This window comes from Pseudarthrobacter lactosi, assembly GCF_055412785.1.
Genome location: NZ_JBVAYS010000003.1, coordinates 650,704 through 663,810 on the forward strand (window position 1 = coordinate 650,704; position 13,107 = coordinate 663,810).

At 64.5% G+C, this 13,107-nt stretch carries 14 protein-coding genes; 9 read left to right on the top strand and 5 right to left on the bottom strand.

Going from position 1 to position 13,107, the window contains the following annotated elements; all coding sequences use genetic code 11:
• Position 1 precedes the first annotated feature (1 nt).
• The 3 genes from ACZY0Q_RS16600 to ACZY0Q_RS16610 all read right to left on the bottom strand — a co-directional run bounded on the left by ACZY0Q_RS16600 (position 2) and on the right by ACZY0Q_RS16610 (position 3,923).
• Positions 2-1,732 carry a 5-oxoprolinase subunit B/C family protein gene (locus tag ACZY0Q_RS16600; RefSeq protein WP_463918512.1) on the bottom strand — a complete coding sequence of 577 codons (1,731 nt, stop codon included), beginning with the start codon at positions 1,730-1,732 and terminating at the stop codon, positions 2-4.
• An 18-nt stretch (positions 1,733-1,750) separates the two neighbouring features.
• Positions 1,751-3,103, bottom strand: a complete 1,353-nt coding sequence (locus ACZY0Q_RS16605) for an MFS transporter (protein ID WP_463918514.1) — start codon at positions 3,101-3,103, stop codon at positions 1,751-1,753.
• 61 nt (positions 3,104-3,164) lie between these two features.
• A complete protein-coding gene (locus ACZY0Q_RS16610) occupies positions 3,165-3,923 on the bottom strand; it encodes a LamB/YcsF family protein (protein ID WP_463918515.1) in 759 nt (252 codons plus the stop codon).
• Between the two features lie 106 nt (positions 3,924-4,029).
• Between ACZY0Q_RS16610 and ACZY0Q_RS16615 the strand changes: the two genes are divergently transcribed.
• Both ACZY0Q_RS16615 and ACZY0Q_RS16620 read left to right on the top strand, forming a co-directional pair.
• A complete protein-coding gene (locus tag ACZY0Q_RS16615) occupies positions 4,030-4,758 on the top strand; it encodes a GntR family transcriptional regulator (RefSeq protein ID WP_463918517.1) in 729 nt (242 codons plus the stop codon).
• Between the two features lie 17 nt (positions 4,759-4,775).
• Positions 4,776-5,111: a hypothetical protein gene (locus ACZY0Q_RS16620; RefSeq protein ID WP_463918518.1), complete on the top strand. Its 336-nt coding sequence runs from the start codon at positions 4,776-4,778 to the stop codon at positions 5,109-5,111.
• A gap of 224 nt (positions 5,112-5,335) precedes the next feature.
• Here ACZY0Q_RS16620 and ACZY0Q_RS16625 read toward each other — a convergent pair whose 3' ends face one another.
• A complete protein-coding gene (locus ACZY0Q_RS16625; protein ID WP_463918520.1) occupies positions 5,336-5,638 on the bottom strand; it encodes a DUF4193 domain-containing protein in 303 nt (100 codons plus the stop codon).
• A 27-nt stretch (positions 5,639-5,665) separates the two neighbouring features.
• Positions 5,666-6,772 (bottom strand): SLAC1 family transporter, encoded by a 1,107-nt coding sequence (locus tag ACZY0Q_RS16630; protein WP_463918522.1) that lies wholly within the window; start codon positions 6,770-6,772, stop codon positions 5,666-5,668.
• A gap of 141 nt (positions 6,773-6,913) precedes the next feature.
• Here ACZY0Q_RS16630 and ACZY0Q_RS16635 point away from each other — a divergent pair, with 141 nt between their 5' ends.
• The 7 genes from ACZY0Q_RS16635 (at position 6,914) to ACZY0Q_RS16665 (ending at position 12,857) form a co-directional block, all read left to right on the top strand.
• Entirely contained in the window at positions 6,914-7,414 is a 501-nt protein-coding gene (locus ACZY0Q_RS16635) for a winged helix-turn-helix transcriptional regulator (RefSeq protein ID WP_463918523.1), read from the top strand.
• A 616-nt stretch (positions 7,415-8,030) separates the two neighbouring features.
• Complete coding sequence (locus ACZY0Q_RS16640) at positions 8,031-8,600, top strand: TetR/AcrR family transcriptional regulator (RefSeq protein ID WP_463918524.1); 570 nt, start codon at positions 8,031-8,033, stop codon at positions 8,598-8,600.
• 83 nt (positions 8,601-8,683) lie between these two features.
• Positions 8,684-9,526: an alpha/beta fold hydrolase gene (locus ACZY0Q_RS16645; protein ID WP_463918525.1), complete on the top strand. Its 843-nt coding sequence runs from the start codon at positions 8,684-8,686 to the stop codon at positions 9,524-9,526.
• Positions 9,527-9,572: 46 nt separating this feature from the next.
• Complete coding sequence (locus tag ACZY0Q_RS16650) at positions 9,573-9,878, top strand: EthD family reductase (RefSeq protein ID WP_463918526.1); 306 nt, start codon at positions 9,573-9,575, stop codon at positions 9,876-9,878.
• An 83-nt stretch (positions 9,879-9,961) separates the two neighbouring features.
• Complete coding sequence (locus ACZY0Q_RS16655) at positions 9,962-10,690, top strand: hypothetical protein (protein WP_463918527.1); 729 nt, start codon at positions 9,962-9,964, stop codon at positions 10,688-10,690.
• 47 nt (positions 10,691-10,737) lie between these two features.
• Positions 10,738-11,415, top strand: a complete 678-nt coding sequence (locus tag ACZY0Q_RS16660) for a VOC family protein (RefSeq protein WP_463918528.1) — start codon at positions 10,738-10,740, stop codon at positions 11,413-11,415.
• Complete coding sequence (locus tag ACZY0Q_RS16665; RefSeq protein WP_463918529.1) at positions 11,412-12,857, top strand: dihydrolipoyl dehydrogenase family protein; 1,446 nt, start codon at positions 11,412-11,414, stop codon at positions 12,855-12,857. Before ACZY0Q_RS16660 ends, ACZY0Q_RS16665 begins: the two co-directional genes overlap by 4 nt.
• The last annotated feature ends 250 nt before the right edge of the window (positions 12,858-13,107 follow it).

Consider the following 13,107-nt stretch of genomic DNA (forward strand, 5'->3'; position numbering starts at 1 on the left):
CTCACTTTGTCTGGGAAATGTTGGGGGATGATTCGGAAAAGCTGGTGGGCAGCCCGTAGCCGGGAGCCCAGCGGAACCGGATGGACCCGCCGATGGGAACCTGGGCGGCCAGGTCCAGCTGGTGGTCCACCACCACGGCGATCACGGGGTAGCCGCCGGTGATGGGGTGGTCGGCCAGGAAGAGAACCGGCTGTCCTTCCGGCGGGATCTGCAGCGCGCCGGCCATGGTTCCCTCGCTGGGCAGCTCCCCGTCGCGGCTGCGGCTGAGCGCCTCACCGTCCAGGCGCATGCCCACGCGGTTCGAGCGGGGCGTCACCGCCCACTCCTGGGCGCACAGCGATTCCAGCGCGGCGGCGTCAAACCAGTCATCGCGGGGTCCGGGAACGATGTCCAGGACCGTGACGCCGGTGTCCGGGAAGTCGGGCTGAAGTTCGGGGTTTCCCACCACATTCGAGGACGTGGCGGCGGCGGCACCCAGCAGCTGCCCGGCAGCCAGCGGTGCCGGCCCGATCCCGGACATGGTGTCCGTGGACCGACTTCCGAGCACAGCATCGGCTGCCGCCCCGCCGCGGATGGCCAGGTAGCTGCGGAAGCCGAGTTCGGGCGCTCCGATGGTCAGGATCTCGCCGTCGAGCAGGGCGAACGCCGTGGCCATGGGCACTTCGCGGACCTGGTCAGGCCGGTCAAGCCCTGACTCGTCACCGTCGTCGTCCGGATCGACTGATTCGGGAACGTCTGAATCGGGAACGTCCGACGGCGTCACTACAGTCAGTGCCGACGGCCCGCCGGCCACAGCCAGCACCTGGTCCCCCACGGCCTGCACACGCAGCCCGCCGGCAACGGATTCGACGACGGCGGCGGACGGGTCGTTGCCCACGATCCGGTTGGCACGGCGCAGGGAGGACCGGTCCAGTGCCCCGGCTGAGGACACTCCGAGCCCGGCGTGTCCGGGGCGGCCGAGGTCCTGGATCAGGCTCTGGAGTCCGGGCGAGAGGATCAGCAGACCGGACTGAACGCCCGGTTCCTGGGTGGCCGGGGTTTCGGAATCCGCCGCCCCGGCCGGGGTGGCCGTAACTTCAATCAGCTCGCGCACCGCACTGAACTGCACGCGGTCACCGGGCGCGGCCAGGGCCGGCTGCTCCCGGCTGAGGTCCCACATGTGCGCCGCGGTGCGGCCGATCAGCTGCCAACCGCCCGGCGATTTCCGCGGGTAGACGGCCGAATAGTTGCCGGCCAGTGCCACGGAACCTGCGGGGACGGCGGTCCGGGGCGAACTCCGGCGCGGGACTTCAAGTACCTGGTTCTCCCCCACCATGTAGCTGAAGCCCGGCGCGAAGCCACCGAACGCAACCGTCCAGACCTGCCCGGTGTGCGCCGCGATGACACCGTCGGCGCCCAGCCCGGTGAGCCGGCCCACTTCGGCGAGGTCGTCGCCGTCGTACACGGTCTCAATCTGCACCAGTTTGCCTTCGGCGTGGGACTGGACCGTCAGGTCCATCTCCAGCAGCCGGGCCGCCATCCTGCGCGCCGCCGCAGGTGAATCCGCCTTGACCATCACGGTTTCGGCGGCGGCCAGGACGTCCACCTGGCCGGGCAGCGGCTCCTCCAGCAGGAGGGCCTGCAGGGCCAGGACATCGTGGAGCCCGGAGAGTTCGGCGAGTACCGCCGTCGTACCTACCGGCCTGACGGCGAGCACCCGGGCCGCCGTGGTGGCGTTACTGACTGTTTCCATGGGATCAGGCCGCGCCCCTCAGGCGTGGCTCTCCTTCGCGCCGTCGTTGTGCAGCAGGTGGAGGTCCTCTTCCGGCTGCGGGTCGCGGCCCAGGCGCATGCCCACGATGGTGATAATGGCCGCCAGGAGGATGTACGCGGCGATCAGGTACCAGCCGCCGGACGCTGCGCCGTAAAGGGCGGTGAAGATCAACGGCGCCACGGCGCCGCCGATGACGCCGGCAAGCGTGTAGGCCAGGGAGCTGCCGGCGTAGCGGAGGCGGGCCGGGAACTGCTCGGTGATGAAGGCCGCCTGCGGGCCGTACATAAACGCGTGCAGGGCCAGTCCGATCACCACGCCGATGATCAGCATCACCACGGACTTGCCCGCGATCATCAGGAAGAACAGGGGGATGTAGACAGCGGTGGCGGCGGCGGCAATGCCGTAAACCCAGCGGCGGTTGAAACGGTCAGTGAGTGCGCCGGCGAACGGGATGAGGAAGAGCTGGAACGCGGAGCCGATCAGGATGGCGGCCAGCACGTTGCCCGTGGTCATGCCCAGTTCCTTAGTGGCGTAAACAGCCACAAAAACGGTGAACAGCGCGTAGAGCACGTCCGGGCAGACACGGGACAGGGCAGCGGCGATCAGCGCACGCGGCTGGGTGGTGAAGACTTCCTTGATGGGTGCCTTCGGCTGGTCGCCGTGGGCTGCGATGGCCTTGAAGACCGGGGTTTCCTCGAGCTTGAGGCGGATGATCAGGCCGAAGACCACCAACAGGGCGGAGGCCAGGAAGGCTACCCGCCAGCCCCAGGAGAGGAACGCTTCGGTGCTCAGCGAGGCTGCCAGGATGGCAAGTACGCCGTTGGCCATAAGGTTGCCAGCGGGCGGGCCGATCTGGGCTGCGGAGGACCAGAAACCACGCTTGTTGGGGTCGCCGAATTCGCTGGACAGCAGCACAGCGCCACCCCATTCACCGCCGACGCCGATGCCCTGGGCCAGGCGCAGGAGCACCAGGAGGATGGGGGCCCAGATGCCGATCGCTGAGTAGTCAGGCAGCGCACCGATGAGGACGGTGGCGACGCCGATCAGCACCAGGGTGAAGACCAGGACGTACTTGCGGCCCACCTTGTCGCCGAGCCGGCCGAACACAATGCCGCCGATCGGACGGGCGAGGTAGCCCACCGCGAAGGCCGAGAAGGAGAGGAGGAGACCCACGAATTCGTCGTCCGAGGGGAAGAAGATCTTGGGGAAGACGAGGGCAGACGCCACCGAGTAGATCGCGAAGTCGTAGTACTCAAGCGAGGTGCCGGTGAGGCTGGCGACGTATGCCTTGAGCGCACCGGGCGGCGGCTTCCGCGCGGCGGCCTTTGCTGCCTTGTTCGTGCTGGTCATGGTTTCCTCCGGGGGATGCGGGGTGGTGCAGGGGGCCTGCTTTGCGGCCATGGGATGGGGGTTAGAGGAACGAGCCGATGCTGACGCCGGCGTCGCCGAGAGCGGACTTCACTGCTGTGGCCATCGCTACGGCCCCCGGTGAGTCACCATGCACGCAGATGCTTTCTGCGCGGATTCTAAGGATGGAACCGTCGATTGCGCGGACCGCTGATTCAGTGGCCATCCGTAGGACATGTTCCGCCACTTGTTCCGGATCCTCAAGGACTGCTCCCGGCAGGGAGCGCGAGACGAGGGTGCCGTCCGGGTTGTAGGCCCGGTCCGCGAACGCTTCGGTCACGGCGCGCAGGCCGGCTGCTTCGGCAAGCCGCAGGACTTCCGAGCCCGGGAGGCCGAGGATCGGCAGGTTGGGGTCAACCGATTTCACGGCGTCGACGACGGCCTGGGCCTGCGCAGTGTGCGTCACGATGGCGTTGTACAGTCCGCCGTGCGGCTTCACGTACTGGACCCGGGCTCCCTCAACTGCGGCCAAAGCCTGCAGGGCGCCGATCTGGTACACGACGTCGTCGGCCAGTTCTGTGGGGCTGATGTCCATAAAACGGCGTCCGAAACCGGCGAGGTCCCGGTATCCGACGTGGGCGCCGATGACCACGCCGGCAGCAGCTGCTTTTTTGCAGGTGTCGCGGATGACGCTGGGATCGCCGGCGTGGAATCCGCAGGCCACGTTCGCGCTCGAAACCGAGCCGAACATTGCCAGGTCATCGCCGAGGCTCCAGCGTCCGAAGGACTCGCCGACGTCGCTGTTCAGGTCAATCGTTGCCATTTGTGATTCCCGTCTCATTGGGTGGTCCTACTAGGATGCCCTAAATTTACAAATTGTTCAACGATCCTTCGATTCCACAATGTGACGATCGTGTAAATTCTCGTGTATGGCCTCTTCAGACCCGCTCGTCCCCTCTTCCCGACTTTCTTTGAACAGCAGCCCGGCGCGGACCGCTGCGGGCCGCCTTCGGGTGGCCGTTCCGTCCGTGGCGGAGCGGGTGGCGGATGAACTGCGCCTGCAGTTGGCGGAAGGAGCGCTGCTCCCGGGAACGCGGCTCACCGAATCCACCATCGCGGAGGACCTGGGCGTCTCCCGCAACACGGTGCGTGAGGCTTTCGTTGAACTGGCCAGCGAACGGCTGGTGGTCCGGCATCCCAACCGGGGCGTCTTTGTGGCAAGCCTGGAGGCAGGCGATATCCACGACGTATATACGGTCCGCCGCGCCATCGAGGTCAGCGCCCTGCGCGCCGGGGGCAGCCCCGAGGATGTGGCCGCCGTCCGGGCCGCCGTCGAGGAAGGCAAACGCGCGGCGGCAGCCGGTGACGACGAAGCTTTGGGGACCGCCAACCAGCATTTCCACGGCGCCATTGTGGCCATGGCCGGAAGCCCGCGGCTGGACAGCATCATGGGCCATGTCCTGGCCGAGATGCGCCTGTTCTTCCACAAAGCCACCGTGGACGCGCAGTTCTACCAGCACTACCTGAAGGACAACGAAACGATCTGCCTGGCCCTCGAATCCGGGGAACTGGACCGCGCGGCCGACCTTCTCCTGGCGTATCTGGACCGCTCCGAAGACAACCTAAGCGAGGTGCACGGGGAAGGCGAAACAGACTGAACCGTTAGGCTGAACTAATGAAACGCCGCCTTGCAGCTCTGACCGCCGTCCCCCTTCTTCTCTTTATTGCCGGCTGTGGCTCAGTCCAGGAAGTCGCCGAAACCACCGCGAACGATGCCGCCTCCAAGGTGGCCACCGCAGCCGCTGACGAGGTCAAGAAGCAGGTCTGCGCCGTGGTGGAGGACGGGCTGGTCAGCGTTCAGGACAAGGCCTTGCTGGGCGGACTGGTGTCCGCCGCGGACGGTGCAGGGGTACCCTCGGAAATTACGACGCCGCTGGGCCAGATCGCCGATGCCGGAGACCAGGTGCCGGCTGAGTCAGTCGCAGCACTGACGGAAGCCTGCTCGGCTTAATTCCGCCGGGAACCCAGAGCGAGGGTCCCCCGGTCGGGCAACCCAGGCAGCCTGACCCGCAACTGCAACCCCCACACCCGGGCAGAAAAACCACCGACGATGAATGGCTTGGCGAGGCGCCGAAGGGCCCTGCGGGGGCTGTCCCCCGCGCTTTCCGCGGACTCCCCGAAACACCACTGGGGGCTGACCTGCTGTCGGATACTGCGTCCTGGCGAAGGGATGCCTCAGCCCTCACACTCGAGGCAGTATGAGTGGCCGTTGCTTTCGCGCGCGAGTTGGGACCGGTGCCGGACGAGGAAACAGGAATAACACGTGAACTCGTCCGCGGCCTGGGGAATGACCTGAACGATGAGTTCCTCGGCGATGATCTCTCCCCCAGGGGTCAGGCCCTCATCGAGCGCGTCGGCCTGGTCCAGTTCGTTTACGACGCTGCGGGCATCCGGGGCATTCGCGGACTGCAATGCCTCCAGGGAACGGTCCTGGGTTTCTTTGACGTCGGAACGGACTTCGTCGTAATCGGTTGCCACTTTAGGTGTTTCTCATTTCTGACGCTTCTACGATGTTCCTTCTGACGAGACTGCAACGTACACCACCGCGCCGTTGTTCCCACTTCCGGAGCCTGTGATGGATGGAACCGGAGCCGGCCTATGACTCTCGACCGGAACGGAAGGAGTAGATCTGCGGATCAGGCCGGCAACAGTACGGGCGGCGATCACCAGGACAAAGATGCTGGACAGGGCGAGAATCGCCCATGCATAAATTTCCCATCCCGGAACAGCGGAAGAGCTGAACCATCGGACGGCGTAGTTGCTGGTCGTGGCCACGGGAAAGGTGAACACCCAGAATAGAATCGAAAAGGGCAGCTCGCGGTAAACACCGATCAGGAGCACCTGCATCAGCAGCATCATGACCAGCACTCCGGCGAGGCCCAACTGGAGGCTTCCGGCGCCACCAGGGTGTGACACGTGCCAGGCAACACTTGCCGTGGCGGGGGCCGCCAGGTAGGCGGACAGTGCGGGAACCGCGGATACCGGCAGCGGACCGCCGGTCATCAGCCTGACGGTCACGACCGTTCCTACGACCAACCAGAAGAACGCGCCGGCGCCGAAGGCGGCGAGGGCTGCTTCGGGAGCGCCAACCGTTGTAAATCCAATGCTTGCGACGAACGGCCCGGCGACGACCGGGAGAAAGTACCCGGGATGGATGGACTGCATGCTCACTCCACCTGTGACCCAATGGGCGAGCAACTGAGTGGCGACCACGGCCAGCGCGGCAACAAAAGCGAAGAGGGCCCATACGCCCAGAGCCGGCAGATGCTCGTTGTAGTGGGCTGCAAGGACAATACCTACCAGGGGAATCAACGACGCGAACGGACCGCTTCCGGGGTGCTTGAGGTCCGACTGGAAGGCGCCTTTCCGACGCCACCCACGCATGAGATAAGCGGCGGTCAGAGCCAGCCAGATGGCACTGCTCGCACCGAAGAGAAGCTCTTCCGGCCAGACAGGCACCCCCAGCCCTGCCCTGCCTGCGGACCAGACTCCGCCGAGTCCGGCCAGGCCGAGGGGAATCCCAAACAAGCCCAACGGCACCATGCCCGGCGCTGACTTGCCGGAGGACGGACGCGGTCCAGCACCGGTCTGTTCCATGCGTGTTGTGCCCATTGCGTTCTCCTTCAAACCGGCAGCCCGGACGGTCATTGCGTTCCACCAAGGGAACGCCTAAGCTTTCTTTAAGCAAGTAAAGAAGCTTTCTTAAAGAAAGTCAATGGCTTTCTTTAAGCAAGTCAAACCAAGGAGGCTGCGATGCCGCTTCGCACAAGCTGGTCCGAAGATGCCTGTCCTATTGCCCGGGCCGCGGACGTCCTGGGGGACCCCTGGTCGGTCCTGGTCCTGCGGGAGATATTCATGGGCAACAACCGCTTTGATGGCCTGAAGAAACAGTTGGGTATCGCGGATAACGTGCTCAGCGAACGCATGCGGCGTCTCCTTGCGGCCGGCGTGGTCACGGCAGAGCCGTACGGTGCCGGAACGCGGCCCCGCAAGGAGTACGTCCTCACGTCCGCGGGCGTCGACGCGATGCCCGTGCTGCATGCACTTGCCGCCTGGGCGAAGAACCACACCCGCTCTCCCATTCAAGAGACGCTGCGCATCATTTGCACTGGATGCGGAACGGAATCGCGCTCAGGCGCGTGGTGCCAGGTATGCGGCCGGGAACTTACCGCCGCAACCACAGCTTGGGACCATCCAAGGTCGCCCGGAGCCCCGATTGAACTTGGGCAAGCAGCCAGCGCGGTTACCGGATAATTCCAGGAATAGAACCGGGCTCCGATACCAAAGCCGGCCTGGCCCGCAGGCGCCGACGGTCCGGGCAACCATTACTGGCTTAGGGAGCGAGCGGTCAGCTTGACCCGCTGACGGTGCACCTGCAACGTGAATCATTCCGCCACAAACATGGAAAAGAAGTTCACATGAGAAGACGTATGTTTGCGGTCGGTTTTGCCAGCCTTGTACTAACCAGCGGTTGCGCTTTAGGCAGCAATGCTCCCGGCCGGGCCGCAGCCGCCGTGAAAGATGGATCACGAAGAGAAACCCTGGGCAACGACGTCTCAGAGGCCTTCACCATGCGTCTCTACGGGGCCGGCCCCAGCCTGGCCGAGGGCGCTGCAACATCCAATGCGCGTTTGACTAAGCCCAGCGGGGAATGACGCTGGAACCATAAGGCGTAGGGTGTGGCTCGTCTTCCTCACCACGCGGCGGCCGCAAGGTTCAACCGCATGCCGCCCAGGTGAACTCGGGAGTCCGCGGACGATTCACGCCACAGGGGTGCCGCCGTTGCCGTTTGCAAATGTTCAGGAGGGGTATTGCTTTTACTAGACGACCGGTCTATTCTTTAGTTATCACCCCGACCGAAGGACCAGAGATGAGCACGGACACCAAGGAACGAATTGCCAGCACCGCACTGGATCTCTTCCACGCGAACGGCTATTCGGCAACCGGCGTACTGGACATCACCAGGGCGGCCGGAGTTCCCAAAGGTTCCTTCTATCACTTTTTCGAAAGCAAGGAAGCCCTCGCCGTTGAAGCGGTGAAGCTCTACGAAGCAACTGTCAAGTATGACCTGCTCGACACGGCGGAGGCGTCCCCCCTGGGAAGGATCCGGGCCCATCTGTCCTACGTCACCAAGATGGCTGAGGCCGAGAATTTCCAGCGCGGCTGCCTGTTGGGTAACTTTTCCAACGAAATGCCGTCCCAGAGCGCGGCCGTGACGGCCGTCGTCGAACAGTCCCTGGACCTGTGGACAGGGAAGCTTGCGGCGGCCATTGCGGCGGCGCAAAGTGAGGGGGAGATCGCCAACCACAGCGATCCGCGGCGGCTCGCGGGCTTCGTCATCGCCAGCTTCGAAGGCGCCGTCGCCCGCTCCAAGCTGACACGTTCACGGGCGCCGCTCGACGGCTTCCTGGAAACCGTCTACTCCGACGTCCTGGCCTAAGCGCCGGCCCCACCAGACGTCAGGCTTTTTCCTTCATCATGACTAGACGACCGGTCTACTTCTAATTATTGAAAGGCTCATCCATGTCCCAGTACACAGCCCCCAACCTCACCATCAAGGGAAGCAACGCTACGACGTACGCTTACCGCCGGTTCGGCAAAGCCGGAACCACGCCCATCGTCTTTTTCCAGCATTTCCGGGGAAACCTCGACAGCTGGGATCCTGCGCTGGTTGACAGCATCGCCGCCGAACGGGAAGTCATTCTGTTCGATGCCAGCGGAGTGGCACTCTCCACCGGGAAAGTGCCTGCCACGTTCAAGGATTTCGGCCGTGATGCGCTGACTTTCATCGACGCTCTCGGCCTGGAGGAAGTCGACCTCTTTGGTTTCTCCATCGGCGGCTTCGTCGCACAGGAGGTCGCCCTGCAGCGCCCGCACCTTGTCCGCCGCATCATCCTCGCCGGCACCGGCCCTGAGGGCGGCCGGGACATGCATGGCTGGGCCGATGAGCCGCGGGCGCACGCCATGAAGGATGTGCAGGACGCCGGCGACATCCACTTCCTCTTCATCAACTCCTCGGCCGAGAGCAGAACCAAGGGAGACGAATTCATCAGCCGCATCTTCACCCGCACAGAGGGCCGCGACGCAGACGTTTCCCTGGCCGTCCGGGACGCCCAGGCCGCCGCCAGCATCGAATGGGGCATCCCCGACCCGTCCAAACTGGTCCGGCTGGCAGCCATCAAGGCGCCAACCCTGGTGGCCAACGGCGACAACGACATCATGGTCCCCACGCCCAACTCCTACCTCTTGGCCGGCACCATCCCCAACGCCGAACTCATCATCTACCCGAATGCCAACCACGGATTCCTCTTCCAGTACCCGCACGAATTCGCCGCCGAGGTCCTGGCATTCCTCGCAAAAAACTAAGACGTACCCTTTCCAACCCAGCCCCCCAACCACCAAGGACATAACAATGCCGACAAAAATCACCCTCATCATCGACAACCCGAAGACCCCTGAAGCCTTCGAGCAACACGTCCCCACACTCCTGGACCTGGCGGAGGACCTGCCGGAACTGCTCCGGATCGAATCGGCCACAGTCTGGCCCAAGGAGGACGGCACGCCAACACCCGCACACCGGACTCTGGACCTCTACTTCCACGACTACGAATCAGCCTCCCGGGCCGTCGCCACACCCCAAGCCGGAGCATTCTTCGCAAAACTCTCGGCCGCCGGCGGAACCTTCACCGGATTGTTCTCCAAACTCGACACCCAGTAAGAGCACGTCGACCTCACACCCGGCTGCCCCGTCCGGGCGCCCCCAGCACCACCTCACGCAGAAATCACCGAAAGAAGAAAATCATGAACGACCTCGTTGAATTTGCCCTGGCCAAGCATGGCACCGCCCCGATCTGGGAAGGAGCCCGCAGCGTGACGGCCAAACTCCACGTCCACGGCGTCTTCTGGCCCTTCAAAGGCCAGCCGGACCTCCTCGGCGAAGTAACCGTGACAGCGGACCTCACCGAACAGCGGATCACCATCACGCCCTTCGGGCCAGGACGAACCCTGCACTTTGACGCCGCCGAGGATCTGGTCACCATCACCGATGGCGCGGGCACGGTCGTGGACAGCCTTTCCGCTCCCCGCCAAAGCATGGCCGGCTTCCAGGGAGACACCCCATGGTCTCCGACGCAGATGGGCTACTTCATTTCCTACGCCACCTGGACCTATCTCGCCGAACCGCTGCTCTTCACCCTCCCCGGAGTCCACACCCGGGAACTCGATCCCTGGGACGAAGACGGCGAGACGTGGCGCCGGCTCGAGGTCACCTTCCCGGACTCCATCCACAGCCACAGCAAAGTCCAGACCTACTACTTCGACTCCGAGACAGGGCTGCAGCGACGGATGGACTATGACGTCGAAGTCAACGGCTGGGCCGAAGTCGCCCATTACACCTCCGAGCACAGGGACTTCCAGGGCCTGAGCGCTCCCACCCGCCGCCGGGTACTGCTCCGCGACAAGGACAACAACGCCATCCACAACTTCGCCGCCATTCTCCTGGACCTCCACAACCTCCGCCCGAACAACTGACCACCACGTACCGGTACTGCAACAACCACCTAACAAGGAGCACGAAAATGTCTATCCCAGCCCCTGAAATCCTGAAAAACGCCCTGGACCAGGCCGCAACCGACCACGGAGTCTACGAAGCCGAAACCCTCGGCGGCGTCCACGACGCCGAATGGCCCACCTGGTACGCGGACCACATGAGCCGAACCCTTGCCGACGCCGGATACAGCCTCAACGCGCCCGACGGAACCGACCGCAGGCAACCTGCGGCTGCACCAGAAAAAACTCAGGCAACCAACGCAGTGGAGCTGAAGCTCGAAGTCCTCGTCCTCCCCGTCACGGACGTTGACCGGGCCAAGGATTTCTATGAGAAGGCCGGTTTCCGCCTCGACGCCGACTTCAACATCAGCGAGGAGCTTCGAATCATCCAGCTCACCCCTCCCGGCTCGGAAATGTCGATCATCTTCGGCACGGGAGTCACCGAATCAACGCCGGGGTCCGTCCAGAATCTTCACCTGATCGTGAAGGACATCATCGCCGCGCAGGCAGACCTGCACAGCCGAGGAATCGAGATCAGCGACGTCTGGCACGACGCCGACGGGCTCTTCCACAGGCCGGGCGGACGAAACCGGGTGTCCGGCCCCTCCCCCGACAGGGCTGACTACGGCTCCTTCGCGTCCTTCAGCGATCCGGACGGCAACGGCTGGTTCCTTCAGGAAGTCCTCACCCGGGCGCCCGGACGATGAGCGGCGAACGTTCCGCAGAGTACGACCTGATCATCCTTGGCGGCGGTGCAGTCGGTGAGAACATCGCCGACCGTGCTGTCCAGGGCGGCCTCACCGCCGTCATCGTGGAGAGCGAACTCGTCGGCGGCGAGTGCTCATACTGGGCATGCATGCCCTCCAAAGTCCTGCTGCGCTCCGCCCAGGCACTACGCGCAGCCCGGCAGCTTCCAGGCGCAGCCGAGGCAGTCACAGGGCAACTCAACGTCGACGCTGTACTGGCGCGCCGGGACTACTACACCAGCAACTGGTCCGACGCCGGACAGGTCGACTGGCTCAACAGTGCCGGGATCGGGCTGATCCGGGGGCACGGCCGGATAACCGGCTCCAAGAGAGTAACAGTCACCGCGGCAGACGGTTCAACGATTGAACTCACGGCCCGGCACGCCGTCGCGGTGACAACAGGCTCAGGCTCGTTCCTGCCGGACATCGAAGGACTGGCAGATGCCCGGCCCTGGACCAGCCGGGAAGCCACCAGCATCAAGACGGTTCCGAAGAGCCTCGCCATCATCGGCGGCGGCGTCGTCGCGACGGAAATCGCCACAGCGTTCGCCGGCTTCGGGACCACCGTGACCCTGATCGCCCGCGGCGGCCTCCTTTCCAGCATGGAACCCTTTGCCGGAGAAATGGTCGCCACAGCCCTCCGTGAACAAGGCGTGACCCTGCTCTTGGATACCAAAACCACCAGCGTCCACCGCAACGGCACCGACGTCACCATCGAAACCAGTGCCGGGCACACCATCACAGCCCAGGAAGTACTCATCGCAACCGGCCGCACACCAAACACCCGGGACGTCGGCCTCGACACCGTTGGTCTCAACCCAGGCGACTGGATAGAAACCGATGACACAATGCGGGTCCCCGGCTTCGACTGGCTGTACGCCGCCGGAGATGTGACAAACCGCGCGCTGCTCACCCACCAAGGCAAGTACCAGGCACGGGCGGCGGGAGACGTCATCGCCGCACGGGCAACAGGCGCGGAAGTAATGGACGCCCCGTGGGGACGCCATGTGGCAACAGCGGACCATGCAGCGGTACCACAGGTCACATTCACCGACCCCGAGATCGCCTCCGTCGGTCTAACCGCCCAGGCCGCGGCCCGAGCCGGTTACGACATCCGTGTTGTCGACTACGAAATCGGCCACGTAGCCGGTGCCGGCATAAACGCCGACGGCTACAAGGGCACCGCACGAATGGTCGTCGACGAGGCACGAAAGGTGATCCTGGGCATGACCTTCGCGGGCCCCGACGTCAGCGATCTGCTCCAGGCAGCAACCATCGCCGTCGTTTCCGAAGTCCCTCTAGACCGGCTCTGGCACGCTGTCCCCGCCTATCCAACCGTAAGCGAAATATGGCTCCGCCTCCTGGAAACCTACGGCCGGCCACCTCAACAGCCATCGCTGTAAACCCTTAGCACCCGCGGCCGGTCGAGGCCAGGACGTTCACGGTGCATCCGCGAAGACGATCCGGCCTCGACCTGCCCGGAACCCCGCCAGCCCCCTGCTGCATCGGACAGCCCGACCTGGCTACACACTCCACCAAGAACACGAAAGAAGACCCCATGGCCAACCGCCACTCGACCCGAACCACTAAGCGCCGGCTACTCAACCCACACTTCCCCGCCCTTGGAAAGCCATCCACAGTCCCGACACAAAA